The sequence below is a fragment of the Nitratireductor thuwali genome, from assembly GCF_036621415.1.
Lineage (GTDB): Bacteria > Pseudomonadota > Alphaproteobacteria > Rhizobiales > Rhizobiaceae > Chelativorans > Chelativorans thuwali.
This window is the reverse complement of sequence record NZ_CP030941.1, coordinates 1387387-1411778: the sequence shown is the minus strand read 5'-3', so window position 1 is coordinate 1411778 and position 24392 is coordinate 1387387. Positions and strand designations below refer to the sequence as shown.

27 protein-coding genes and 1 tRNA gene are annotated in these 24392 nt (G+C 63.4%); 8 read left to right on the top strand and 20 right to left on the bottom strand.

Features of this window, described 5'->3' with window-relative positions; translation table 11 throughout:
- Window positions 1–4 precede the first annotated feature (4 nt).
- The 3 genes from NTH_RS06720 to rpsU form a co-directional block, all read right to left on the bottom strand.
- Window positions 5–493, bottom strand: a complete 489-nt coding sequence (locus NTH_RS06720) for a DUF992 domain-containing protein (RefSeq protein ID WP_338529302.1) — start codon at window positions 491–493, stop codon at window positions 5–7.
- A 68-nt stretch (window positions 494–561) separates the two neighbouring features.
- Window positions 562–1401, bottom strand: coding sequence for a tetratricopeptide repeat protein (locus NTH_RS06715; RefSeq protein WP_338529301.1), 840 nt, complete (start codon window positions 1399–1401; stop codon window positions 562–564).
- Between the two features lie 140 nt (window positions 1402–1541).
- Window positions 1542–1769, bottom strand: coding sequence for a 30S ribosomal protein S21 (rpsU, locus tag NTH_RS06710; protein ID WP_265518582.1), 228 nt, complete (start codon window positions 1767–1769; stop codon window positions 1542–1544).
- Between the two features lie 388 nt (window positions 1770–2157).
- Between rpsU and NTH_RS06705 the strand changes: the two genes are divergently transcribed.
- The gene (locus tag NTH_RS06705; protein ID WP_338529300.1) at window positions 2158–2610 is read left to right on the top strand and encodes a hypothetical protein; all 453 of its coding nucleotides are present in this window, start codon (window positions 2158–2160) and stop codon (window positions 2608–2610) included.
- A gap of 2 nt (window positions 2611–2612) precedes the next feature.
- On the opposite strand, the gene NTH_RS06700 is transcribed toward NTH_RS06705, so the two are convergent.
- Both NTH_RS06700 and NTH_RS06695 read right to left on the bottom strand, forming a co-directional pair.
- Window positions 2613–4019 carry an MFS transporter gene (locus tag NTH_RS06700; RefSeq protein ID WP_338529299.1) on the bottom strand — a complete coding sequence of 469 codons (1407 nt, stop codon included), beginning with the start codon at window positions 4017–4019 and terminating at the stop codon, window positions 2613–2615.
- Window positions 4020–4033: 14 nt separating this feature from the next.
- The gene (locus NTH_RS06695) at window positions 4034–4714 is read right to left on the bottom strand and encodes a helix-turn-helix transcriptional regulator (RefSeq protein ID WP_338529298.1); all 681 of its coding nucleotides are present in this window, start codon (window positions 4712–4714) and stop codon (window positions 4034–4036) included.
- A gap of 164 nt (window positions 4715–4878) precedes the next feature.
- Here NTH_RS06695 and NTH_RS06690 point away from each other — a divergent pair, with 164 nt between their 5' ends.
- A complete protein-coding gene (locus NTH_RS06690) occupies window positions 4879–5898 on the top strand; it encodes a DUF2156 domain-containing protein (protein WP_338529297.1) in 1020 nt (339 codons plus the stop codon).
- Window positions 5899–6025: 127 nt separating this feature from the next.
- Here NTH_RS06690 and NTH_RS06685 read toward each other — a convergent pair whose 3' ends face one another.
- The 4 genes from NTH_RS06685 to NTH_RS06670 form a co-directional block, all read right to left on the bottom strand.
- Window positions 6026–6802: an SDR family NAD(P)-dependent oxidoreductase gene (locus NTH_RS06685; protein WP_338529296.1), complete on the bottom strand. Its 777-nt coding sequence runs from the start codon at window positions 6800–6802 to the stop codon at window positions 6026–6028.
- Between the two features lie 97 nt (window positions 6803–6899).
- On the bottom strand, window positions 6900–7928 hold the full coding sequence (locus tag NTH_RS06680; RefSeq protein WP_338529295.1) for a phosphotransferase family protein: 1029 nt from the start codon (window positions 7926–7928) through the stop codon (window positions 6900–6902).
- On the bottom strand, window positions 7925–8407 hold the full coding sequence (locus tag NTH_RS06675) for a MaoC family dehydratase (RefSeq protein WP_338529294.1): 483 nt from the start codon (window positions 8405–8407) through the stop codon (window positions 7925–7927). The genes NTH_RS06680 and NTH_RS06675 overlap by 4 nt, the downstream gene beginning before the upstream one ends.
- Before the next feature lie 340 nt (window positions 8408–8747).
- On the bottom strand, window positions 8748–9563 hold the full coding sequence (locus NTH_RS06670; RefSeq protein WP_338529293.1) for an SDR family oxidoreductase: 816 nt from the start codon (window positions 9561–9563) through the stop codon (window positions 8748–8750).
- Window positions 9564–9702: 139 nt separating this feature from the next.
- Here NTH_RS06670 and NTH_RS06665 point away from each other — a divergent pair, with 139 nt between their 5' ends.
- Window positions 9703–10944 (top strand): acyl-CoA dehydrogenase family protein, encoded by a 1242-nt coding sequence (locus NTH_RS06665; RefSeq protein WP_338529292.1) that lies wholly within the window; start codon window positions 9703–9705, stop codon window positions 10942–10944.
- A 9-nt stretch (window positions 10945–10953) separates the two neighbouring features.
- On the opposite strand, the gene NTH_RS06660 is transcribed toward NTH_RS06665, so the two are convergent.
- Together NTH_RS06660 and NTH_RS06655 are read right to left on the bottom strand one after the other, a co-directional pair.
- Entirely contained in the window at window positions 10954–14076 is a 3123-nt protein-coding gene (locus tag NTH_RS06660) for an efflux RND transporter permease subunit (protein WP_338529291.1), read from the bottom strand.
- A gap of 16 nt (window positions 14077–14092) precedes the next feature.
- On the bottom strand, window positions 14093–15256 hold the full coding sequence (locus NTH_RS06655; RefSeq protein WP_338529290.1) for an efflux RND transporter periplasmic adaptor subunit: 1164 nt from the start codon (window positions 15254–15256) through the stop codon (window positions 14093–14095).
- A 258-nt stretch (window positions 15257–15514) separates the two neighbouring features.
- Here NTH_RS06655 and NTH_RS06650 point away from each other — a divergent pair, with 258 nt between their 5' ends.
- A complete protein-coding gene (locus NTH_RS06650; RefSeq protein WP_338529289.1) occupies window positions 15515–16168 on the top strand; it encodes a protein-L-isoaspartate(D-aspartate) O-methyltransferase in 654 nt (217 codons plus the stop codon).
- Between the two features lie 18 nt (window positions 16169–16186).
- Here NTH_RS06650 and NTH_RS06645 read toward each other — a convergent pair whose 3' ends face one another.
- The 5 genes from NTH_RS06645 to NTH_RS06625 form a co-directional block, all read right to left on the bottom strand.
- The gene (locus NTH_RS06645; RefSeq protein WP_338529288.1) at window positions 16187–16468 is read right to left on the bottom strand and encodes a hypothetical protein; all 282 of its coding nucleotides are present in this window, start codon (window positions 16466–16468) and stop codon (window positions 16187–16189) included.
- Window positions 16469–16513: 45 nt separating this feature from the next.
- The gene (locus tag NTH_RS06640; RefSeq protein WP_338529287.1) at window positions 16514–16831 is read right to left on the bottom strand and encodes a hypothetical protein; all 318 of its coding nucleotides are present in this window, start codon (window positions 16829–16831) and stop codon (window positions 16514–16516) included.
- 81 nt (window positions 16832–16912) lie between these two features.
- On the bottom strand, window positions 16913–17383 hold the full coding sequence (queF, locus tag NTH_RS06635) for a preQ(1) synthase (protein WP_338529286.1): 471 nt from the start codon (window positions 17381–17383) through the stop codon (window positions 16913–16915).
- Window positions 17384–17402: 19 nt separating this feature from the next.
- The gene (locus NTH_RS06630; protein WP_338529285.1) at window positions 17403–17744 is read right to left on the bottom strand and encodes a cupin domain-containing protein; all 342 of its coding nucleotides are present in this window, start codon (window positions 17742–17744) and stop codon (window positions 17403–17405) included.
- 143 nt (window positions 17745–17887) lie between these two features.
- Window positions 17888–17962: transfer RNA gene (locus NTH_RS06625), tRNA-Val, on the bottom strand.
- Between the two features lie 202 nt (window positions 17963–18164).
- Between NTH_RS06625 and NTH_RS06620 the strand changes: the two genes are divergently transcribed.
- Window positions 18165–19292 (top strand): helix-turn-helix transcriptional regulator, encoded by a 1128-nt coding sequence (locus NTH_RS06620; protein WP_338529284.1) that lies wholly within the window; start codon window positions 18165–18167, stop codon window positions 19290–19292.
- 21 nt (window positions 19293–19313) lie between these two features.
- Here the strand turns inward: NTH_RS06620 and cpdR are convergent, their stop codons facing one another.
- Complete coding sequence (gene cpdR, locus NTH_RS06615) at window positions 19314–19676, bottom strand: cell cycle two-component system response regulator CpdR (RefSeq protein WP_338529283.1); 363 nt, start codon at window positions 19674–19676, stop codon at window positions 19314–19316.
- 207 nt (window positions 19677–19883) lie between these two features.
- Here cpdR and NTH_RS06610 point away from each other — a divergent pair, with 207 nt between their 5' ends.
- Window positions 19884–20771: an N-formylglutamate amidohydrolase gene (locus NTH_RS06610; protein WP_338529282.1), complete on the top strand. Its 888-nt coding sequence runs from the start codon at window positions 19884–19886 to the stop codon at window positions 20769–20771.
- Window positions 20772–20970: 199 nt separating this feature from the next.
- Window positions 20971–21747: a histidinol-phosphatase gene (gene hisN / locus NTH_RS06605; RefSeq protein ID WP_338529281.1), complete on the top strand. Its 777-nt coding sequence runs from the start codon at window positions 20971–20973 to the stop codon at window positions 21745–21747.
- Window positions 21748–21790: 43 nt separating this feature from the next.
- Here hisN and NTH_RS06600 read toward each other — a convergent pair whose 3' ends face one another.
- Window positions 21791–22234 (bottom strand): serine aminopeptidase domain-containing protein, encoded by a 444-nt coding sequence (locus NTH_RS06600; RefSeq protein WP_338529280.1) that lies wholly within the window; start codon window positions 22232–22234, stop codon window positions 21791–21793.
- A 32-nt stretch (window positions 22235–22266) separates the two neighbouring features.
- Window positions 22267–22758, bottom strand: coding sequence for an alpha/beta hydrolase (locus tag NTH_RS06595; protein ID WP_338529279.1), 492 nt, complete (start codon window positions 22756–22758; stop codon window positions 22267–22269).
- Window positions 22759–23158: 400 nt separating this feature from the next.
- Here NTH_RS06595 and NTH_RS06590 point away from each other — a divergent pair, with 400 nt between their 5' ends.
- A complete protein-coding gene (locus NTH_RS06590; protein WP_338529278.1) occupies window positions 23159–23629 on the top strand; it encodes an Hsp20 family protein in 471 nt (156 codons plus the stop codon).
- 160 nt (window positions 23630–23789) lie between these two features.
- Here the strand turns inward: NTH_RS06590 and NTH_RS06585 are convergent, their stop codons facing one another.
- Entirely contained in the window at window positions 23790–24389 is a 600-nt protein-coding gene (locus NTH_RS06585) for a DoxX family protein (RefSeq protein ID WP_422392360.1), read from the bottom strand.
- Between the last annotated feature and the right edge of the window lie 3 nt (window positions 24390–24392).

Below are 24392 nucleotides of genomic sequence, written 5' to 3'. Positions count from 1 at the left end.
CGCCCTATTGAGCGGTCGAGCGCAGTTGGAGCCCGCTTACGCCGACGGCCAGATTGAGGCCGGTCTGAGCCTGCAGGCTGATGGGCTGCAGCATGAGGTTTTCACCGGACTGGCTGACGAGCACGTTGGCGCCGGCACCCACACCGGCGGTCACCTCGGCACTTGCGCCCACATAGTCGCCGGCAAGCGCGCCCGGTGCATAGGCATCGGCAGTCGGAGCCACGACGAGCCAGCGCATGACCTTTTCGCTGGTGGCGCCGATGTCGAGGCCGAACTTGTTGACCACGCCGACATAGGTTTCCGGTGGGCTGGAATCATCGGCGGGATCGAAGGTGCAGGAGAGTTCTTCGGAAGTGATGATGGCGATATTCATCCCGCCACCGATGATGCAGTCAAGCATTCCCAACTCGATCCTGTCCTGGGCGGCGGTGGGCAGTGCGCCGGCCGACAGCAAAAACGCCGCGCCGAGCGCCGCGATGAGCCTCTGCCTCATATGATCAACTCCTGTTCCGTTGTTGCGGATAAACGGAAACAGGCGACCATTGTTCCGAAGGGATCGGCTCAGGCGCGGGTGCGCGCCAGTCCGTCGCGCGCCGGCGCGTACTCGGGGTCGAGCTGCAGCGCGCGGGAATATGACTTTGCCGCTTTCGCCATCTGGCCCTGCTGTTCGTAGACAAGCGCCTGATTGGCCCAGCTTTCGGCTATCTCACCGTCGAGCCGGAGGGCCGTGTTGAAATCGGCGAAGGCGTTTTCATCGTCGCCAAGCGCCAGATAGGAAAGGCCGCGGCCATTGTAGCCGTAGGGCTGATCCGGCGCGAGCGATATGGCGGTGGCGAAGTCCTCGATGGCATATTGGTGCTGACCGCTGGCCTGGTAGAGCAGGCCGCGGCGGTGATAGGCCCGCGGGTCGGCCGTGTCGAGCTGGATGGCGCGCTCGAAATCACGGAAGGCGTCGCTCGACCGGCCGGCCATGCGATAGAGTTCGCCGCGTCCGATATAGGCGGTATCATAAGCCGGATTGAGCTCGATTGCCCTGTTGTAATCGGCCAGCGCCTTTTGCTGTTCACCCATATACCGATAGATGAGCGCGCGGTTGGCGTAAGCCCGGTGGGAGCCTGGATCTAGGGCGATGGCCTTGTCGAAATCCTCCAGCGCCTCCCGGTAGCGGCCGGCCCGGCCATAGGCTGCGCCCCGGACGTTATAGGCCTCGGGATCGTTGGGGGTACGCTGGATGACGGCGGTCAGGGAACCGATATTCTCGGCCGAGCCCTGTGCGGTATCTATCCGGCTGAGATCGCTCAACGTCTCGCTCGCCTGGCAGCCGGCAAGAAGGGCTACCAGTGCCAGCGTTCCCGCCAGCTTGTGGAAACTGATTTGCAATCCCGTTCTCGCTCCAGTCATGAACCCTACCATCCGTTTCATATGGTTGGCTGCCACGCCCGGAATTTCACCCCGACACGTGATGCAACAAAAAAGGCGGCTGCGACAAGCTCATCGCGCCACCTTCCATGTAGAGCCGGAAAAGGACGAAATAGCGGCACTCAGCGCGCCGCTGGACGCCCGCCGACAATGCCTTCGCGCTGGGCGCGCTTGCGAGCCAGCTTACGGGCGCGGCGAACGGCTTCGGCCTTCTCGCGCGCACGCTTCTCCGAAGGCTTTTCATAATGCCCACGCATCTTCATCTCGCGGAAAATGCCTTCGCGTTGCATCTTTTTCTTGAGCGCGCGAAGCGCCTGGTCAACATTGTTGTCGCGGACGAGTACCTGCACCGGGTCTTCCTGTCATAGCGTTGATACGAAGTGCCTGAATTCCACAGGCCATAGTCTCGCGACAGCGCACCACCGCGAAATGGGGCGGCAAATAGCAGACGGCGGCGCACTTGTCGAGAATTTTCTGGCTTGGAACGCAAGCTGGAGCGGTTCTGCAGGGACGGTGCCGCTGAGACGAACCGGCTTCCGGTCGACAAGCATCATCATACAGGCAATGGAAGCTCGCGGCGTTGGAAGCGGGCGCTGCCTTGGCGACTTTATCGGGCGCTGCAAATCGGCACCGGCGGGCCGTCCGCCCGGAGCTCGCCAGCAGCCGGCAGGCACCGTTCGTTCCCGTGGAACCCGGCCTGTGCTGGGGCGTTTCCACAAGGCAGATGGAGGCGTTGATATGCAAGCGGACCGCAAGTCGGACACGACCAAGAAGATGGGCAAGGACGCGGGAAAGAAGGAGCCTGCAAAGGACCACGAGCACGACGAGGAACTGGAAGAAGGGCTGGAAGAGACATTTCCGGCCAGCGACCCCGTTTCGGTGACGCAAACGACCCGCACCGGCGCTCCCGGCGAATTTGCGAAGGAAAAGCCGGGCGGGGACCATGAGCACGACGAAGAACTGGAAGAAGGCCTGAAAGAGACCTTTCCGGCCAGCGACCCGGTTTCGGTGACGCGGGCCACGCGCACCGGCGCACCCGACGAGTTCGCCAAGAAGCCTGAGAAGGATCACGAGCACGACGAGGAACTCGATGAAGGGCTTGACGACACTTTCCCGGCCAGCGATCCGATTTCGGTGACCTCGTCGTCCCACGCCGGGTCTCCAGGCAGAGGCAGAGATCGCAAGAAATAGGCCTAGTCTTTCGCCACCCGCCAGGCCGCAGCGGCGCCCAGGGCCGCAACCGGAACGAAAGCGGCGAAGACCCATAGCGCAACATTGGCCATCGATGCGCTGCCGCCTTCGGTGAAGCCGGCCTGGTTGGCGACGATACCGGAAAGCGCGGCGCCCAGGGCGAAGGCGATCTGCTGCGTCGTGGGCATGGCTGCGGAGGCGCTGTCGCGGTCTTCTTCCGCCGCCGCCGCAACGACCCGGCGGATGAGAAAACCCCACAGCATCCCAAAACCGGCGCCCTGGACGACCGCCGCCAGCGCGACCGCCCAGATCGGCCCGCCGGCCATCAGCGGTCCGAGCACTGCAATGGCGAACAGGATCATCAGTGCTCCGATGCGGATCAGGAATTTCTCCCCCGCTTCGCCGGTGCCGGCAAAGGCGACCGCGGCCAGGCTCCACGCGACGGACTCGGCTGCGATAATCAGCCCGACGCCCAGTGCCGTCACCCCGTGAAGGCGGTTGAGGATGAACGGTCCGTAGACGGTCAGCGACATGGCGGCCGCACCCAGCGCCAGATTGGCGACAAAGCCCGCGCCGAGCAGCGAATTCATGGAGAAGGCGGAAACGGGAAACATCCGCTCGGTGCCGCGACTGGCGTCGTTTTTCAGGAACAGCACGAAGAAGGCTGCGCCGCCGGCCAGCATCGGCAGCGATGTGGCGGGGGAAAGCGTGACACCCGCCGCGGCCACGAGAAGCACCGAGGCCGACAGAAGGGCCAGTCTCATCAGGGGAAAGCGGGGCGAAGGCACGGTGCGCGTTGTGCTCGGTGTCATGAGCGCAGGCACCAGGACCGCCAGAACCAGCGCCTGCACGCCAAAGGACCAGAAGGCCCAGCGCCACAGGCCGAGATCTGCAAAGAAGCCGCCGATCAGCGGGCCGGTGAAGGCGGCCGCGCCCCAGATGGCCGACATGAGGGCTATCAGGCGGGGCCACATCTCACGCGGGAACAGCCGCTGGACGGCGACATAGGTGAGCGCGACGAGCAGTCCTCCGCCGAGGCCCTGGGCGAGACGCCCCGCCAGCATGACCATGATCTCCGGGGCCATGGCGCTCGTCGCACATCCCGCCGCGTAGACCAATGCCGCGATCACGAAGGCACGGCGAAGCCCGAAGGCGGTGGCGCACAGGGCTGCCCCCGCTCCGCTAAGGATGGAGCCCAGGAGATAGAGCGACAGCGCCCAGCTCACGAACCGGTCGCCGCCGATCTCGGCCACGGCTGCCGGCATTGCCGTTGCCACCACCAGGGAATCGGCCGCATGGAGCCAGATGCCAAGGCAAAGAAGCGCGAATTGCCCGAGATAACCGGTTTTCAGGATGCCGGCCCAACGGGCATCGACGGCCGGCGTTGCGCCGTGCTGTGACTGCGACATTTCCATGTGTCCTGTCAGTTGGCTGTGCCCTTGCCGCTTGCCGGTTCAATGCGATAGGCACATCGCCTGGCGCCGGCCAGAACGTGATCGGTGCGCGTGACCGACACGCTGTCGCCCAGGACAGCGCGGAACACAGCGAGCTCCGACCGGCAGAAGCCCTGGCATGCCGTGGCCGCCGCACATATCGGGCAATGGTTCTCGGCCAGCAGCAGGGCGCCGTCGCCAAGGTCCGTCACCTCAGCCATATAGCCTTCCCGCTGCCGCAGCCTGGCCAGCGTCTCCACCCTGGATTCGAGGCTTTCCCCGTGCGGAATCGCGTCGCCATAGAGCTTGCGTGCCGTTTCCTCGCGGGCCGCTATCAGCCGGTCCAGCCCGGCCTCGCCGAATACGGAGCGCACGGCGGAGATCAGCTCCAGTGTCAGCTCGGAATGGCTGTCGGGGAAGCGCTCATGCCCTTCGGGGGTCAGCCGCCAGAGCCTTTCGGGCCGGCCCCGGCCTTCGGTCATCTCGCGGTAGGTGGTCATCCCCTCGCTTTCCAGCCGTGCCAGCTGCTTGCGGACCGCCACCACCGAAACACCCAGCCTGCTGGCCAGATGCTGCGCCGTCATCGCTCCCTTGGTCTTCAGAACGAACAGGATGCGCTCCCCGCCCTGCGCCTGTTCATGGGTCTGCTCAATTCGTGGATCCGTCTGCATCGCTACCTCCATCGGCATTAAAGAAATCATCCGGTTTCTTTAATGTCAACGGCATCCACGGCATATGCAACCGGAAGTGGTGGAAATGGCGGCGACCATATTGTCAAACCGGCCAAACAGATGCATGCGTTGGCGACGGGGGCCTGTGGACGGATGTGCAGCACATGAACTACATGGCCGCCCTGCCGAGCTGGCGGGCCGACTTCAACCCGTCACCGCAAGCCAGGCTCGATGCGCTGCGGCGGCATGGCTCCTTCGCGCTGGCCTATTCGGCGGCTTTCCAGCCTGGCATGCGCCATTTTGGTGATCATGCAGGCTTTCTTGCCTACAGGATGGTCGGTCAAACGGCCTATGTGCTGGGCGATCCGCTGGCGCCCTGCGAACAATGGCCCGACCTTGTCGATGCCTTTGTCGCTGCGATGCAGGACGTGACGTTCTGGCAGACATCACGCGACATGGCGTCGCTGCTTGCGGCGCGGGGCTTCTCCGTCAACGAGCTTGGGCTGGAGAGTTGGCTCGATCTCGACACCTACGACTTCACCGGCCCCCGAAAACGCAGTTTCCGGACGGCCCTGAACCGCTTGTCGGGTACCGGGCATCGTGCGGCTGAAATGCCGGCATCCGCGTTCGACCCGCACGACCTCCAAGCCATATCGATCGGCTGGCGCCGTACCCGCACGACCCGCAGGCGGGAGCTTTCCTTCCTCGTACGGCCGGTGCAACTGGTGGATGAGCCGGAAGTTCGCAAGTTCTTTCTCCTCGACAGGAAGGGCAAGCCGGTCGCCTTCGCATTCTTCGATCCGCTGTTCCGGGAGGGCGAACCGGTCGGTTATCTTTCGGCGACACGCCGCTGGCTGCCGGATGCCGATCCGCTGGCCGCCCATTTTCTCGTGCGCCACGCCATCGAAGCGCTGAAGGCGGAGGGTGTGCCTCGGCTTTATCTCGGCCTGATGCCTTTTCACCGAATCGACGAAAAGGACTTCCCCAAGGACTGGCTCACCAAGCGGGCCTTCCGCCTGCTCCACACCAACGCGCTTGCGCAACGCGTCATCTATCCCTCGCAAACACTTGCCAGGCACAAGGAGAGCTACGGAGGCGCCAGCCGCCAGACCTATTGCGCGATGAACACGCGGCCCTCGCTCCCGCGCCTTCTGAAGCTCATCCGTGCCTGCGGCGTGATGTAAGGCTCAGGTGGTCGCCCCGCCGCCTACAGCATCGGTCCGAAGATTGGGTATCGATTTTTTCGGTCCGGAATTGCGTAAAATCAGACAGTTAGATCAGTTAGGCGTTTTCGTGAAACGGTGAACTGACCTATAATGCGGTGATGCCGCCATCGGCAGCCAGGGCCTGACCGGTCATGAAGCTGTTGGCGGGGTCTGCGGCGAAGAGGATGATCTCGATCACTTCATCGATCTCGGCCAGCCGTTTCATGGGGACGCCGTGCGTCAGGTCGGCTTCCGCCTTGCCCGGACTGGCTGGCGAGAGTTTGAGCATGTCCGTCACCATGTCGGTGCGCGAGAAGGAGGGACAGACCGCATTCACGCGTATCCCCTTCGCGGCGTATTCCGCCGCCGCCGTGCGCGTCAGGCCCAGCACCCCGTGTTTGGCTGCCGAATAGGCCGCCAGCCGCGGGGCCCCGACAAGGCCGGCGACCGAGGCCACGTTGACGATCGTGCCCTTGCGCCCGGTTTTCCTGTGCTGGCGTTCCATCGCCGGCAATTGGTGCTTCATCGCATAGAAGACGCCCAAAAGATCGACCTCGATGACGCGGCGCGCGTCCTCGGAGGGGATCAGGTGAAACCTGACGAATGGCTGGGCTATGCCGGCATTGTTGATGGCAATGTCGATCCGGCCGAAACGCGCCAAGGCCAGGGCAACAAGTTGCTCCGAAAGGCTCTCGTTCGTGATGTCCCCGGCCAGCGTTGCGGTTTGCGCATCGAGGGCGGCGGCCATTTGTTCCAGCCGCTGCGCATCAAGGTCCGACAATACGAGATTTGCACCCTCTGACGCCAGGCGCCGGGCCATTTCGCCCCCGAAGCCGCCGGTTGCTCCCGTCAGGAGAACCGTCAGACCGTCAAAACGCGCCATCGCAGCGCCCCTCTTTTCTTTTATCCCCAAGGGCGAACGAATCGGAACGCCCCATCAAGCTGAATATGAGCAGGAACGCATCAGGCTTGTTCCTGTTTCACGCTTCGGCCACTTCTACCGCCAGTCCGGCTAAAAGCCCGACCATGCGGCCATAGCTTTCCGCCTTGTCGGGGTTGGAGGCGTTGCCGTCAAGCGCCCGCTTGTAGACGCCCTGGCAGATGGCCGCCAGCCGGAAAAAGGAGAAGGCGAGGCAAAAGGTCCAGTCGTCGATCCGGGTGAGCCCGCGACGTCGGGCGTATTGTTCGACATATGCCTCCTCGGTGGGCAGGCCGAGCCGCTTCCTGTCGATGCCGCCGAGGCCCTTGAAGCTCGAGGAATGCGGCAGCCGCCACTGCATGCACTGGTAGGCAAGGTCCGCCGTCGGGTGGCCGAGGGTGGACAGTTCCCAATCGATGAGCGCGGCCACTTTCGGTTCATCAGCAGCGAAAATCATGTTGTCGAGCCGGAAGTCGCCATGCACCAGAGACATCTGGCCGTCTTCTTCCGGCAGGTTCTCGTCCAGCCATCGGATCAACGTATCGACATCGTGCACAGTGGCGGTTTCGGTTGCGCGGTACTGGTCGCGCCAACGCCTGAGCTGACGGGCGAAATAGTTGCCCGGCCGCCCATAGTCTCCAAGGCCAGCCGCAGCCGGATCGACATTGTGGAGATCCGCCAAAAGCTCGTTCATGGCATCGTAGATCGCAGCCCTTTCGTCGTTGCCGCTGGCTTCCGGCAAGGCTGGATCCCAGAAGATGCGGCCCGGCACGCGTTCCATGACGAAAAACATCCGGCCGATGGGCGTGCCGTCCGAACTAAGGTGGAGGACGCGCGGAACGGGCACCGCGGTGCCCTGCAGCGCCGCCATCACGCGATACTCGCGGTCCACCTGATGCGCGGACTTCAGAAGATTTCCGGGCGGCTTAGCGCGGAGCACATAGTCTCCGCTGGCAGCCTTGAGCAGATAGGTCGGGTTCGACTGGCCGGAGCTGAACTTTTCGATCGACCGGAGGCCGTGGAAACCTTCGATATGCGCCTTGAGGTAGGGCGCGATATCTTCGGCTGCCACTTCCTGCCGAACTATCATGCCGCGCTTTCCCCGCTGCGATCAGGCATGGCGAGCGTCAGCCAGCGCGCGGTCAGCGCGGGTTTCAGGCTGTTTTCGATCTCCACTGTGACATCGTAATGGACTTCGACGATCCCGGAAGGGCGCACCTTGAGGTCGCCCAGTTCGAAACGGGCGCGCACACGGGCGCCCGACTTGACGGGGTTGAGAAACCTTATGCGGTCAAAGCCGAAATTGACCCCCATCGCGGTACATTCCAGCCGTGGCACCGCCTCGAACACCATGGTCGACAGAAGCGACAGTGACAGGAACCCATGGGCGATCGTGCCGCCATACGGCGTCTCGCGTGCGGCGCGCTCGGGATCGGTATGAATCCATTGATGGTCGTCGGTCGCTGCCGCGAACTGGTCGATCATCTCTTGCGACACCTGCCGCCAGTGAGACACGCCGACTTCCTTGCCGATAAGCGCCTTTGCAGCATCTATGGAGATTGTTTCCATGGGTGGGTGTTTCGACTCCGTATTGCGTCCCAATGATCTAGTTCATGACGGCGCTTCGTCGAATCGCCATCGCGCTCTAGGGTCAGGACCTATTGATGTTACTTGATTGGCGGACGATGGACACGGAAATGCAAGGAGAGATGCGCCGGGCGGGCTCATGCCCGTCCAAGCGGCTCGACGCGGCAGTTCAAAGTCCATCGTCCGTCCCTTCGGGATATGGCCAATTTGCCTGGAGAGAGCGTTGCAAGCCTTTGAAAACCGGATGGTTTCCTGCAGGCTTGCGCCTCCTCTCCAGGCAAATTGACTCATACCAATCAAGCAACATCAATAGGTCCTGACCCTAGTCCCTGAACAATTTCATTCCATGCTGGGCCGATTGGCCGCCATCGATCGGCAGGATCGCTCCGGTGACGTAGCTGCCCGCCCGCGAGCACAGATACAGTGTCGCTCCGGCAATGTCATCGGGCGTGCCGATGCGGCCAAGGGGCACCCGGGCGCCTACCTTGGCGGCCTTTTCCTCAGATCCCGTGGCAAACTCCGTCATGCGGCTCTTGAAGGGGCCGGGCGCGAACGCGTTGATGGTGATGCTGCGCCCGGCGAGCTCGTGTGCCAGTATCCGGGTCAGGTGGTGAACAGCGGCCTTGGAGGCAGAGTAGGAATAAGCCCCATCGGCAATAGGCTGCGTGCCCATCACCGACCCCAGATTGACGATGCGCGCGGGATCGGCGGGGCTTGCCGCCTTTTCCAGCAATGGCAGCAATTCGCGGGTGAGATGAAAGAGGCCGGCTACGTTGACGTTCATCACCCGCGCCCAGGCGTGGTAGGGGAAGCTCTCGATATTCTCGCCCCAGCTAAGGCCAGCATTGTTGAACAGGATGTTCAGCCGGTCCGTGCGCCGGGCGACCTCGGCGGAAAGGTCCGCCACGCCGCTTTCCGATCCGACATCGCCGGCAAAGCCTTCGGCACTGCCGGGCGCGTCGAGTTCGTTCAGAGCGCTCGCCGCCTGCTCGCACTCCTCGCCACGCCGCGACGCGATCATGACATGGGCGCCGGCCTGCACCATAGCGGTTGCGGCCATATGGCCGATCCCCGAAGCTCCTCCGGTAACGAGGGCTATTTTTCCAGAAAGGGAAAAGAGATGCTCGAAATAGTTCATGAAGGCGCTTCCGTTCGTGCTCGCTTTCGCTTGCAGGCGACATTGACAACAAGGCCAGTCTGTTCACCATTCGCGCATCCGTAAAGGCTGGAAACGCGCCGCCGCGTGGAAAAGCGATCTGCTCAACAGGGAGGAACGTATGGACGGCATGAATCTTGGCATGAGCGATCGCCTGAAGCCGGTTCACGAGCAGGTCGTGCGCATGGTGCGCGATGAGATCATGCCGGCCGACGAGGAGTTCCTTGCCGAAATCGGGCGCGACGGCGACCGCTGGTCCTACACGCCGCGTCAGACCGAAATCCTCGAGGGGCTCAAGGTGAAGGCCCGCGAACGCGGATTATGGAACTTCTGGCTTACGGACTCGGAGCGGGGCTACGGCCTGACCACGGTCGAATACGCCTATCTGGCGGAGGAAATGGGGAAGGCGCATCTGGGGGCGGAAACCTTCAACTGTTCGGCGCCGGACACGGGCAATATGGAGGTGCTGGAACGCTACGGCGCCGACGAGCACAAGGAGCGGTGGCTGGCGCCGCTGCTGGAGGGCCGGATCCGCTCCGCCTATCTGATGACGGAGCCGGACGTGGCGTCGTCGGATGCGACCAACGTCGCCATGCGTTGCGAGCGCGATGGCGATTCATACGTGCTCAACGGCGAAAAATGGTGGGCCTCGGGTGCGGGAGACCCGCGCTGCGCGATCTACATCGTGATGGTGCGCACGCCGGACGGCAGCCGGCCGAAGCACGAGCAGCACTCGATGATCCTCGTTCCGTCCGACACGCACGGCGTTACGAAGTTGCGTCCGATGACGGTCTATGGCGACGATGACGCGCCGCACGGCCATATGCATTTGCGGTTCGAGAATGTGCGCGTGCCGGCCTCGAACCTCCTCGTCGGGGAGGGGCAGGGTTTCGCCATCGCGCAGGGGCGGCTGGGGCCCGGGCGCATCCACCATTGCATGCGGGCGATCGGCCAGGCCGAGCGCGCGCTGGAGCTGATGTGCCAGCGCGCGCTGCGGCGCGAAGCGTTCGGCAAGAGGCTCGCCGAACTCGGCGCCAACTACGACATCATCGCAGAATGCCGCATGGAGATCGAGATGGCGCGGCTCCTGTGCCTGAAGGCGGCATGGATGATGGATCAGGGAGACAGGCGCGCGGCCGCGCCCTGGATCAGCCAGATCAAGGTGGTTGCGCCGCAGGTGGCGCTGAAGGTGACCGACGAGGCCATTCAGATGCATGGCGGGCAGGGCATCAGCCAGGACACGCCGCTGGCGCGGGCGTGGACGCATCTGCGCACGCTGCGGCTGGCCGATGGCCCCGACGCCGTTCACCGCCGTCAGGTGGCGCGCGCGGAACTCAGGAAGTACACGCAGCAGCCTCTGTGAAATCCGCGTTCAGTGCGCGCGTGAAGCGTCCGCAGCGTGGGTGAGTTCGCGCTCGAGACGTGCCTCTTCCTCGACTTTCGGGGTGATGAAGCGGCCCAGGAGCAGGTAGGCCACCGGCGTCAGGTAGAGGGTCGACAGGGCCGAAAGCCCGAGCCCGCCGACGATGACCCAGCCAAGCGCGATGCGGGCCTCGGCTCCCGCCCCGCTGGCCAGCACCAGCGGCAGACCGCCGACCACGGTGCAGATCATGGTCATCGCCACCGGCCGCAGGCGGATCAGCGAGGCCTGCTCGACGGCTTCGCGCACGCCCAGGCCACGGTCGCGGAGCTGGTTGGCGAACTCGACGATCAGGATCCCGTTCTTGGCCATGATGCCGACGAGGAGCACGAGCCCGATCTGGCTGTAGACGTTGAGGCTGGTGCCCGTAAAGATCAGCGCGAAGATCGCGCAGGCAAGCCCGAGCGGAACCGTCACCAGGATGATGAGCGCGCTGACGAAGCTCTCGAACTGGGCGGCCAGAACGAGCAGGATGATGACGATGGCGAAGCCGAAGATGGTGAACATGCTGTTGGCGGTCTCGCCCAGCGAGGCGGCTTCGGCTAGAGGAATGATGCGGCTTCCCTCCGGCAGGTAAGGCTCAGCGATTTCCCGGGCGGCGGCCAGGGCGTCGCCCAGCGCGAAATCGTCGGCGAGCGCGGAGGTCACTGCCACGATGCGCGCCTGCTGTTCGCGCGAGAGCGAAGGCGGCACTGCCTGTTCGCTGAGCGAGGTTATCGTGGCGAGCGGCACGAAGCGTCCGTCACCCGTCTTCACGAATATGTTCTCCAGGTCGGTCGGGTCGTTGACCGGGTTGGTCGTCGACAGCAGCTTTATGTCGATGCTCTTGTCTTCGATGAAGACGGTGCCGACCTTGCGGCCGTCGAGCAATGCCTGGATCGATGTGCCGAGACCGCCAATGTCGATGCCGAGGTCGGATGCGCGCTGGCGGTCGATGTCGACGCGCAACTGCGGCTGGGTGGTGTCACGGGAGAGGCGAGACTGCTGAAAGCGCGGATCCTTCTCCATGGCGGCCACGATGTTGGTGGCGGCTTCCGTCAGCCTGTCATAGTTCGACCCGGCCACGGCGAACTGGAGGCCGCTGCCCGAGCCGCGGATTCCCAGGCTGTTTGGCTGGAAGGCGAAGGCGCGGACGCCCGGCACCTTGCGTGCAAGCGCATTGACCTCGTTCAGGATGTCCTGCTGGCTTCGTTCGCGTTCTTCCCATGGCGCAAGGCCGAGCACCAGGAAACCGCTGTTGGTGCCGCCCATTCCGATGACGGAGAATGTGCTGCGGATGTCGCCCCCCTCGCGCAGCGGCGCGAGCAGGGCTTCCACCCGGCGCATCTGATCGGCGAGATAATCGAGGCTGACACCTTGTGGAGCCGAGACTCGCATGAAGGCCAGCGACCGGTCTTCGGCGGGCGTCAGCTCGTTCTTGATCGTCCCGTAGAGGCTGAACGCGATGCCGGCAAAGAGCGCCGAAACGAGCAGGATGATGGCCGGCGCATTGAGGCTGAAACGAAGTGTGCGCGCATAGAGGCGGGCCAGCTTGCCGCCGAGCCAGCCGAGCCGGCCGCCCTGACGGGTGCCGTCGGCGTTGCCCGCCGCCAGCATGCGCGACGCAAGCATGGGACACAACGACAAGGCGACGATGGAGGACAGAAAGACCGAAATCGCGAGCACGAAACCGAATTCGCGGAAGAGCCCGCCTGCCTGTCCCGGCAGGAAGGAGAGCGGGACGAATACGGCGACCAGCGTGGCCGTGGTCGCTATGACGGCGAAGAACACCTCCTTCGTTCCAAGGACGGCGGCCGCGCGAGGGCCCATTCCCATATTGCGCCGGCGCACGATGTTTTCCAGCACGACGATTGCGTCGTCGACGACAAGCCCCGTCGCCAGCACAAGCGCCAACAGCGTCAGGATGTTTATGGAAAAACCCGCCAGGTAGATAGCGGCGACGGTGCCGATGAGCGCCACCGGGATGGCGACGCCGGGAATGATCGTGGCCCGAATGTCCCGCAGGAAGACATAGATCACCAGGAGAACCACTGTCACGGAGATGCCAAGCGCGATTTCGACTTCGCTGATCGCGCCCTTGATGAAGGTGGCGTCGTCGCTGGAGATCGAGATCGACATGCCTTGCGGCAGGTCCGGCCGCAGAGCCTCGACCGCCGCGCGCACGCCTTCGGAGATGTCGAGCGTGTTTGACTGCGCCTGCCTTACAATGCCGAGGCCGATGCCCGGCGCACCGTTGGCGCGGAGCCGGCTTTCGCCGGTATCCGGCCCCAGCGTCACGGTGGCGACGTCGGCAAGCCGGACGTTCTTCGTCAGCTGGATGTTCTCGAAATCCTCCGCCGTCCGCACCGAGGCTGAGGCCCGGACGATCAGTTCCTGCGTGTTGCTGGAGAGCGAGCCGGCGGGCGTGTCGAAGGAAACACCGGCAAGCGCACTGCCGATGTCGCCAATGGTGAAGCCCTTGCTGGCGAGGCGGGTCTGGTCGACATCGACGCGGAATATCTTGTTGCGATCTCCGTAAACCTGAACATCGGCAACGCCGGGAACGGCAGCGAGCTTGTCGACGATCTCGTCTTCGACAAAGACGGTCATGTCCTCAATCGACAGGTTGTCGGAGACGACGGCCAGACGCATCACGGCGTCGGAATTCTCGTCGGCTTTGACGACCGTAGGGGTGTCGGCATCTTCAGGAAGCTGGTTCTGAATGCGGCCGACGGCGTCCCGTGCATCCGATGCGGCGGTGTCCAGGTTGACGCTTTCGCTGAACTCAACCGTCACGCGGCTTCTGCCGAACGAGGATGAGGAGGAAATGGAGGTCACACCCGCGATGCGGGCGACGGCGCCTTCGACGAAGGTGGTGATCTCGCGGTCGATGGTCTCGGCCGCCGCGCCGTCGAAACGCGTGGTGATGGAGATAACGGGACGGTCCACATCCGGCAGTTCCCGGACCTCGACGCCGTAGAGCGCGGCAAGGCCCGCCACGGTGATCAGCATGTTGAAAACGAAGGCCAGAACGGGGCGGCGAACGAAAAGCGCCGTGCTTCCCGCTGCGGTGTCGGAGATCGTCTCTTTGCTCATCGGATTTCCGCCTTCGTCACGAGCCACGGCCGGCGCCGCCGTTGCCGGCCTCGTCTCCGGCGACCATCACCTTCTGGCCCTCGCGGACCGAATGCACGCCCTCGGTGACCACCTGGTCGCCGTCTTCGAAGGTGCCGTCCACGAGCACGAGATCGGCGTTGCGCTGGACGATGCGCACCGGCGTTCTCCGGGCGACGCCGTCGCGAACGACCCAGACATAGGCGCCGTCGCTGCCCCACTGGATCGAGAGCGGATCGACGGCGGGGAAGCTTTCCCCGTCGAACCGCATCGTCACCTGGAAGGCCATGCCGGAACGCAGTACGTCACCGGGATTCTCGATAAGGCCCTGGATGCGCAGGGTGCGGCTGCCTTCGTCGACCTGGTTGTCGATGGCCCGAACCTGGCCCTGATAACGCTCGCCCGGCCTGGCGACCGATTCGGCCACAAGGGGCGCGCCAACGGTGATGGCGCGGGCATATTTTTCGGGCACCCAGAAATCCACCAGAAGCTGCGACCGGTCGTCGAGCCTGGCGATGTCCGACGAGGAGGTGACATAGTCTCCCAAAGACACCGGCAGGATGCCCAGCATGCCGCCGATGGGAGCGATTATCTGTCGCCTTGCCAGCGCCAGCCGCGCATCGCGCAACGCCAGTGCCGCGTTACGCACCTGAAGCTCCGCCTCGGTCTGCTGGACGGCGGTCACGGTGTTGGAGGAGCGGAGGGCCTCAATGCGCTCCAGCCGGGCCTGCGCGTCGTCGAGGGCAAGCTGGGCGCGATCCAGCGCGATTTCCTCGGCTTCGGCATCCAGCCGCGCGATTACCGCGCCGGCCTCCACCGGTTCGCCGGGTTTGGCCAGGATCTCCACCAGCCGGCCGGACGCATAAGGCCGCACTGCTACCGAATGGAGCGCCCTGCCGGTGCCGATCGCAGTAAGGCGATCGTTGATCGTGGCGTCGGTGACGGGCCGTACGACCACTGCGCTGCCAGCACCGCCCGGTCCGCCGCGCCGCGCACCGCCTCTGCCCGGCGCACCATCTTGGGAAACCGCAGCCTCGGCCGGTCCCTGGCCCAGCCCCCACTCGGCCACGATCTGCGCCGCCCCTGGCACGAAACGGTACCAGATGGCCATGGTGGCCACTAAAATGAACAGGCCCAATAGGAGCTGTTTCCACCAGGTCATGCAAATCTCCGGCTCAACAATGTGTGCGGCAAGGAAGGTGGTGCCCAGGCCAGAACGATTGTTGCCGCCTGCGCCCATGTTCCTACGCCGAAACGGCGGCGGATTTCACCAAGAATATCATTAAATCGCAGTAATGGTTGGAACCGATGCCCTGCTGTGGCGTCTTGAAACTGTGCTTGTAATGTCGTGGCTGGATCGGCGCTGATCGTGTCTCGGCTCCCGCGCCCGTGGCTCGACGACCTGTCTGGGAGATTGGCGATGATCTGGGATTTCGACGAGGCCCGCCGCAGGATGGTGGAGCGCGATCTCGTCGGGGGCGGCATCAGAGACGGGGCGGTGCTGGAGGCGATGCGAAAGGTGCCGCGCCATGAGTTCGTGCCCGAGGATATGAAGGCATCGGCCTATGACGACGCGCCGCTGCCCATCGGCGAAGGCCAGACCATCTCGCAGCCCTATGTGGTGGCGTATATGATCGAAGCTTCGGGCCTGGTGCGGGGCGAGCGCGTGCTGGAGATCGGGACCGGCTCGGGCTACGCGGCCGCGGTGATGGCTGAAATCGCCGCAGAGGTCCATACGATCGAGCGCTACGAGGCACTGGCCGATGCGGCGCAGGCAAGGCTCCAGCGGCTGGGCTACGGCAATGTGCACGTCGTGCAGGGCGACGGAACGCTGGGACTTCCGGAAAAGGCGCCTTTCGACGCGATCGTCGCGGCGGCGGGCGGACCCGATGTTCCAGCGGCCTGGAAGGAGCAGCTTGCGCCCGGAGGGCGGCTCATCATGCCCGTCGGCACCCGGACGGAGCAGAGGCTCATCCGGGTCGTGCTCGACGAACATGGCAATACCAGCGAGGAAGACCTGTTGCCCGTCCGCTTTGTCGCGCTTGTGGGCAGCGCGGGCTGGCGCGCCGAATAGGATGCGGCTTCGGACAGTCTATCTGCCGGCTTTTTCCCTTTGTTCAGCCAAACGGGCCCGCGCGGCGCGAAGTATGAGCTGGAACTCCGTCATCATCGCCCCCTCGATGGCCAGTCCATCGGCTGGAACGGCGCCCGGGTCTTCCTGGTGATCCTCCAGTTCCGCCCGCTCTTCCATGGCCGCCCAAAGCGCTTCCGCATCGTCATCCGCCATGTCGGCAAGCCATGCCAGGATAAGCGCAAGCGTTTCCCTCTGGGCGTGGAGGGCTCCTTCGAGTTCCTCAATGGTCATTTGCGACATGCGGCTTTCCTCGCTCGGGCAGTCAGGTGGAAGTCACGAGAGGAGTCACTGGCCGTTGTCAGCCGCGGCAGGCTGCCGGCGCGCTTGGCCGACGGCGGTCGCGATACCGCTGAAAGCGACATGCTCGGGGTCGTCCGACCGTCGGTTGGCCTCGCGCAGGAAGCGCAGGGGAAACAGCGCCGCCTCCACATTGGCGGCCGATACCGCGGCGGGACGCAGCTTGTCGTCCTTGAGCGCCCGCTCGGCCTCCTCCATCACGCCGTCTATCTGGTCGCCGGTTGCAAGTCCCTGTTCGCGCATCAGGCGGCAAAGCGCCGCCATGGCCATGAGAACGCCTTCCAACTGCAGGTTCGCGGTGTTCATTCTTGAGCCTCCCGAATTGGCATCCGTCGACGAGTATAACAGATAATGCCGGCCCGGTTCACGGCCATCCACGATATGGCGTTATCCCCGTCCGCGATAGGTCGGCACGCCCTGCTCGGGTATCCAGACCGAGGCGGGAGCAGGCCCGGTTTGCCAGAACACATCGATGGGTATGCCGCCGCGGGGATACCAGTATCCGCCGATCCGCAGCCATTCGGGTTCCAGAAGGTCCGCCAGCCGCCTGCCTATGGAGACGGTGCAATCCTCGTGGAACGCGCCGTGGTTGCGGAATGCGCCGAGATAGAGCTTCAGGGATTTGCTCTCCACCAGCCACTGGCCCGGCACATAGTCGATCACCAGATGGGCAAAGTCCGGCTGGCCCGTCATCGGGCAGAGCGACGTGAATTCGGGCGCCGTGAAACGCACGCAATAGGGGCTGTCGGCTTGCGGGTTCGGCACCCGCTCCAGCCTGGCCTCTTCAGGCGATCCGGGCAGGGGGCTTGGGGAGCCGAGCTGGGTCAGATGCCCGTAGATGTTGGTTTTTTCCGTCATTTTCCTGCAATCCGCGGGTCTAGAGCCATTCGGTGACGAAGGTCGGGCTGGCATGGATGTCGATCATCTCCAGCCGCTCCGGCCCCATGTTCTCGAAGCGGTGAGGCGCGCCTGCCGGTGCAACGAGTATGTCGCCCTCCGTGGCGATGATGACCTCGTTGCCCACGACGAACCGCACCCTGCCCTTCCTGACGATGAAGGTCTCGGCATAGGGGTGGCTGTGCAGCGCGGGGCCATAGCCGATCGTGTCGGTTTCGTTGAAGATGATCGATACGCCGCTTCCCGTGTCAGGCCGCTGCCATTCGCCGTGCCAGCGATCCGGGTCGGGCCGCCACGAATCGCCGGTGGAATGCTTTTTCATGGGACCCACCCCAGCTCGTTTCACGACTGCCCGCATCTGGCGGGCACGGGGTGCTGAATGTCAATCACCGAGCGGCAATGTGCGGTCCGGTCGGGCGAGCCCGGCGGTGACTATGCAAGCTGACCCTGAGCGCCTGATGTGGATGGTGGGCGTGACAGGGATTGAACCTGTGACCCCTTCGATGTCAACGAAGTGCTCTCCCGCTGAGCTACACGCCCATCCGACGCGCGCATACATCACAAAATCGCGGGCGGCGTCAATAGAAAGGTTGCCGCGCGTGGCTGCCATTTCCGATACGGCATGCTGCGACGGAGCGCACGCGCAGGCGGCTACGCCGTCCGAGTTTCTTATTCCGCGCCCTTTCCATCCATGGTAGTCTTTTTTGTCTAGATTGCCGATGTCTTGGGGGGAGACATGGGGATGTACGACGAGAGACAGCTGGATGTGGTCGCCTCCGAAATCGCCGAAGCCATCGAGCAGGCATGTTTCGGGGCTGCCCCTTGGAGCCATGCCTGCGAACTCTTTTCCTCGGCGTTTCCCGGCGGGTTCACAGCCTTGATGAACCAAGATTTCATCCATGAGCGGGTGAATTTTCATGAAATCATCAATATGGAATCGGTATTTGTAGACAGCTATTGCGCGCGCTATGGCCACATCAATCCATGGGTCGAGATGTGGACGCGAATGCCAAGCGGAAGCGTATTCGTGGCAGAACGGGACAGGCCCGCCAGAACCTTTACGCATACCGAATATTACAACGACTGGCTCATGCCCCAAGGCGACGTCATCGCCGGTGTTGGACTTAAAGTGGACGCGAGTCCGACAGACGTCATATTTTTCCCGATACACTATCCGCAAAGATATTCCGAAAAGTACGATGTCCCCGCCGCAGAGATCTCCCGCCGCCTCGTCGGCGTGATCGAACGGGCCGCCGGTATCACAGGCGCGCTCAATGCCGAAGCAGAGAAGCTGACTGCACCATCGGCGCTGGTCGAACGGCATGGCGGCCCGGCTTTTGTCGTGGACGGCTCATTGCAGTTGACCGAAACGAACGAGCAGGCAATCGACCACGTTTCGAGGGGGCGCCTGGTTCGTTGTCGCTCCGGCCGTTTGTCTTTTACCGACCGCCGTCTGAACAAGCGTGTCGCCGGCATCGTGCGCGATCTCAGCCGCTCACCCGCCGCCGCTGCCAGCCGCTGTCTGTGGGAAGGTGCCGACGGCCCCTGGGTCCTTCATTTCGCGCGCCTGCCCTCGACGGCTTCGCTGCCCACGCTTCTGCCCCGCCGCACCCAAGTACTCATCGTGATGAAGAGTTTGGCCGACCACAGTCCGCTGGACATCGAAAGCTTCGCCCGCCATTTCGGCCTTACGCCTGCGGAGAGGCGCTTCTGCGTGTCTCTCTTCCACGGACGGACGCTTCTCGAAGCCGCGCTCGAACACGGAATATCGCACGGCACCGCCCGGCAGCGGATGAAGGCGATTTTCCAGAAGACGGGAACACATCGGCAGTCGGAGCTTTGCCTGCTCCTGGCGCGGCTTTCCCTTTGACCGTGCGCCCGGCGATGGCGCTCAAGCCGCCTGCAGCAGCTTTTCCACTTCGTTCACGAGATCGCGAAGATGGAAAGGTTTCGACAGAACCTTTGCGTCACGCGGTGCGTTGGAGTCGGGATTGAGCGCCACGGCGGCGAAGCCGGTGATGAACATGACCTTGAGGTCCGGGTCGATCTCCGTGGCGCGGCGAGCCAGTTCGATGCCGTCCATCTCCGGCATGACGATGTCGGTCAGGAGCAGCGAGAAGGGTTCCTCGCGCAGGCGGGCATAGGCGCCGGCGCCGTTGTCGAAATCGATGACCTCATAGCCGGCGCGCTCAAGCGCCTTCACGAGGAAACGCCGCATATCTTCATCGTCTTCTGCAAGGAGAATTCGTGCCATCATGCCTACCGAACGAAACCGGACCAACCTTTGCGGCGGCCGCGAAGTGTCTTCGTATATGATTCGGACAGGGTAAATATCAAGTGAATGAGATATCTTGCCCACCGCCAGACTGTCGCGGACACTGGACAGGGATTGGCCGTGATGGCAGGCTTGTCGAAGGGAGAAAATAAAGATGAACGATGTGCGGGGGCTAATGGGCGTGAGATGAGCGCGGTTGACGATTTCTCCGACGTTCCCGCATTCGAAATTCGCTCGGCGGGCGAGCAGCGCTCTCCTTTCCTGTTCAACTCGCCGCATAGCGGCCGGCACTACCCCGACCGGTTCCTTCGCATGAGCTGCCTCGACGCGGCAGCGATCCGACGTTCGGAAGATTGCTATGTGGACGAGCTCTTCAACCCCGCTTCGGCCTTCGGTGCGCCGCTGCTCGTGGCCAATTTTCCACGGGCCTATCTGGATGTGAACCGCGAGCCGTGGGAGCTCGACCCGCGCATGTTCTACGAGCCGCTGCCTTCCTTCGCCAACATGCGTTCGCCGCGGGTGGCCGGCGGCCTCGGCACGATTCCAAAGCTCGTCGGGGAAGGGCAGGACATCTATGGATGCCGGCTGCCGCTTTCCGAGGCGCTGATGCGCATCGACGCGATCTACAGGCCCTATCATGCGTGCCTCGCCGAGATGCTCAGTCGCACAAGGGCGCGGTTCGGCTATGCGGTGCTGATCGACTGCCACTCCATGCCGGCCAATATCCGGGTGGGCGAGGCGGGCATGCGGCCGGATTTCATCATAGGCGACCGCTTCGGTGCGTCCGCAACGTCCGGCCTGACCGAGTACGCCATAGGGCTGCTTTCGGCCAAGGGATACAAGGTCGTCCATAACAAGCCCTATGCCGGCGGCTTCATCACGGAGCATTACGGGCGACCGACCGAACAACTCCATGCCCTGCAGATCGAGATCAACCGGGGGCTCTATCTCAACGAACGCACCTTCGAGCGGACGGAGGGCTTTGCCCGCCTTGCCGTCGACATTCGCGAATTCGTGCGCGACCTGATGATGATCCCGGACCAGTATTTCGTCTCACCGCTTGCGGCGGAGTGAGCGGCTGGGCGCTTTCCTGGATAAAAAAAGACCGCATCGTTTACACGACACGGTCGTAAGTCTAGGGAGGAAACGCCCAAAGTGGGCAGGATGGCAACGCCATCCGAATCAAAGTTTATGTTGCGCTGCACAAATGTCAAGTCCGGCGGTTGTATTTTTCGCGCCGGCGAAATGCGCCGGTTGTAAAATGGATAGGTAAATGGGTCCCACTCCGGATTTCATGCGCCGTATTGCCGCGGCGGCGGCGGCCGAGACGCTGCCGCGTTTTCGCAATGGCGGCTTGGTCGACAACAAGCTGGCCGCCGGTTTCGATCCCGTCACGGAGGCAGACAAGGGGGCCGAAAAGGCTATAAGGACGCTGATCCGGGAAGAATTTCCCGAACACGGCATCATCGGCGAAGAATTCGGGGCGGAAAATGCCGGGCACAGCCATGTGTGGGTCATCGATCCCATCGACGGCACACGGGCATTCATCTCCGGCCTGCCGCTGTGGGGCACGCTTGTCGGCTTGACGGTGGAGGGCAAGGCCGTTGCGGGGCTGATGTCGCAGCCCTTTATCGGCGAGCTTTATTTCGCGGATGGCGGAGGCGCATTCTACGAGGGGCCGGGCGGCAACCGGCGGCTCACGACACGCCCGACCACGGCACTTGGCGATGCGACGCTCTGCACCACGACGCCGGCGCTGTTCAACGGACTGCGGCGGGCGCTTTACGACCGGGTGGAGCAAGCGGTGAAGCTGCCGCGCTACGGGACAGATTGCTACGCTTATGCAATGGTCGCGGCCGGTCACGTCGATTTGGTCGTCGAGTGCGATCTCCAGCCCTACGATATCGTAGGGCTGATACCCATTATCGAGAAGGCTGGCGGCGTGATCACGCGGTGGGACGGGGCGGCGGCCGAAAAGGGCGGCGATATCGTTGCCGCCGCGACGCCCGAGCTGCATTCCCAGGCCATGGAACTACTGAACGCTTCATGACGCCGTCCCGGACGACAAACGACACCGATTTTCCGGAGTTGCCTCAAGCCAGCGCCAGGGATCCGTTCTCGGCGGCGCTGTCCCCCAATATATAGGTCGTGGCGGCGGCGAGCACCTGTTCGCGGTAGAAATCGGCTTCCTGCAGCAGTTCATGTCTGGCGCCGTCGACCGTGAGCGCAGCGGCGCTGCGCAGCCCGCGCGCATAGCGCTCGATCGCCGGCGTCGAAACCACACGGTCGGCGCCGGCAGCCAGAAACAGGATCGGAATACGGATTGAGGCCATGAATCGGGGATCGCGCACGCGATCGGAGGCCACGCACGCGGCATATACCCAGGCGGCGGTGGGGGCGCCCATGGCAAGCTCCGGATGGTGCGCGACGATCGACTGGTTGCGCGCGAAGCGCCGGTCGTCGCTTGTCAGCCTGTTGCCGCTGAAGGGCAAGGGATCGTCGCGCCGCCTGCCGCCGGGGGCGTAGAGGCTTCCCATGCCCAACACATGGAAAAATCCGGCCAACCGCCTCAGCGCCGGCATTGACAGCGGCGCGGAAAAGTCCAGCGGGGGGCCAGAAGGACCATGCGGCGCACCCGGTTGACCAAGTCCCGCGCTGCCAGCAGCGCAACCAGCGCTCCCATGGAATGGGCCATCAAATGAAACGGGGGCCGGCAATCCGGCAGTATGATGTCGGTGAAAAACTGATTGAGGTCGGACACATAATCGTCGAAGCGCTCGATGTGCCCCTTGCGGGGGTCGCTCAGCAGCCGGCCGGAGCCGCCTTGTCCGCGCCAATCGAGCATCGCACAGGCAAAACCGCGCTTGGCCAGATCGCCGACGGTCTCGAAATACTTCTCGATGCTTTCGTTGCGGCCCGGCAAGAGGACGATTGTGCCGCTCGGAGCGGCATTGGGAAACAAGGCATAACGGATGTGTAGCCCGTCGGCGGCCTTCATCAACCCGGCTTTGGTGCCGGCAGGGACAGGATTTTCCGGTACCTGGCGAAGGAGCTCAGTCATCGCGGCCGATGCTTGTTGCAATCCAGATGTGATAAAGACCAGACCGGATAAAAGCAAAAGCTTTCCGGTCGAGGTGCCAGGGCCATGCAGGCAAAAACGCCAACGGCATGCCGGAGGCGGCGGTGCCGCCCCCGGCCTTTGCCGGAGCGCCTGGAAGGGACGATGCAGACGCTCCGAACAACGAGTTGACGAGCATTCTAGCAACGCGACCTGAACGCAGCCCTAAACCCTCGTTCAGGTGCCGTTCATCCGCTTCCTCGGAGATATCTTGAAGCCTTAAGGGTAAATTCCCAAATCTAGATTGCAGCCGCCAACAGGGGCTGCTGGTCCCTTGGAAACGCCGTTAGCGGGTTTCGGGTGGGACCAGAACGCAAATGTTGCTCAAACGGAGGACTACCCCATGCGTCATGTCGATTTTTCCCCGCTTTACCGTTCGACGGTCGGCTTCGACCGTCTATTCACCATGCTCGATTCGCTTGCCCAGCCAGACAACGGGCAGACTTATCCGCCCTACAACATCGAGCGGACAGGCGATGATGCCTACCGCATCTCAATGGCTGTTGCCGGCTTTTCCGAGAATGACATCTCGGTCGAGGCGCATCGCAATCTGCTGACGATCAAGGGCGAAAAGAGCGAGGAGCAGGAGAACGAAGGCACGGAGCTGCTTTATCGCGGCATCGCGGGCCGCAGCTTCGAGCGCCGTTTCCAGCTCGCCGACCATGTCGAGGTCAAAGGCGCTGCGCTGAAGGACGGCCTTCTGCACATCGACCTCGTGCGCAATGTTCCCGAGGAGATGAAGCCGCGCCAGATCCCGATCTCGCGTGCCTCCAAGGACAAGGCCAAGCAGATCGAGGGGCAGACCGCGGCCTGACGCGAGCGCCCAAGCATCCGGAGAATGGCGGCGCGCTGTGTCGCCATTTTGCCCAGATCACGATGACGCTTCCTTGAATCGTCATCGTGACCTGTCCCCTTGCTGGAGCATGACCTTGTTCCGGAAACCGCGGTCGGTTTCTTCGGTTTCTTCTGGGATTTTACACGCGGCCTTCGGCCTCCTTCAAAGGCTGGCGGTTCATGGTCCATCGATAGAGCAGGGCGTCCAGCGAGACGTAGCCCGCGCCCTTGATCACCAGATGGGCCAGCAAGAAGACCCAGAGCGTGCGCTGATCCCAGATGAGGCCGTCGGAGAAGCGGTCGAACCAGGCACCTGTGGTCTCCGCTCCGACATCGTGCACCGTGATGTCGACGACGGATTGAACGACGACGAAGGCGATCATCCCAAGTGCCGCCAGCCGTGTGAACAACCCCAGGACGATCAGCAGAGGCAGGACGAATTCGGCATAGGTGCCCGCCCACACGACTGGCGTCCATGGCAGGAACGGGACATTGGAGACGTCGAAGCCGGCGGCCTCGACGGCAGGCAAGGCGATCTGAAAGTAAGCGCCGTCGGCAACGTTGAAGAAGCCGGCAATTCCCTCGCCGACCTTTGTCCGGGCGGAACTGAGGAAGTAGAAATAGAGCACCGCAAGGAAGGCGAAGCGCGCACCAAGGCCAAGCAGCCAACCTTCGGTGCCGGTTTCAAGGGCGGCGAAAACCCGGTGGTGCAGGTGGGCGACATTCCGAATCAGTTTCAAGCC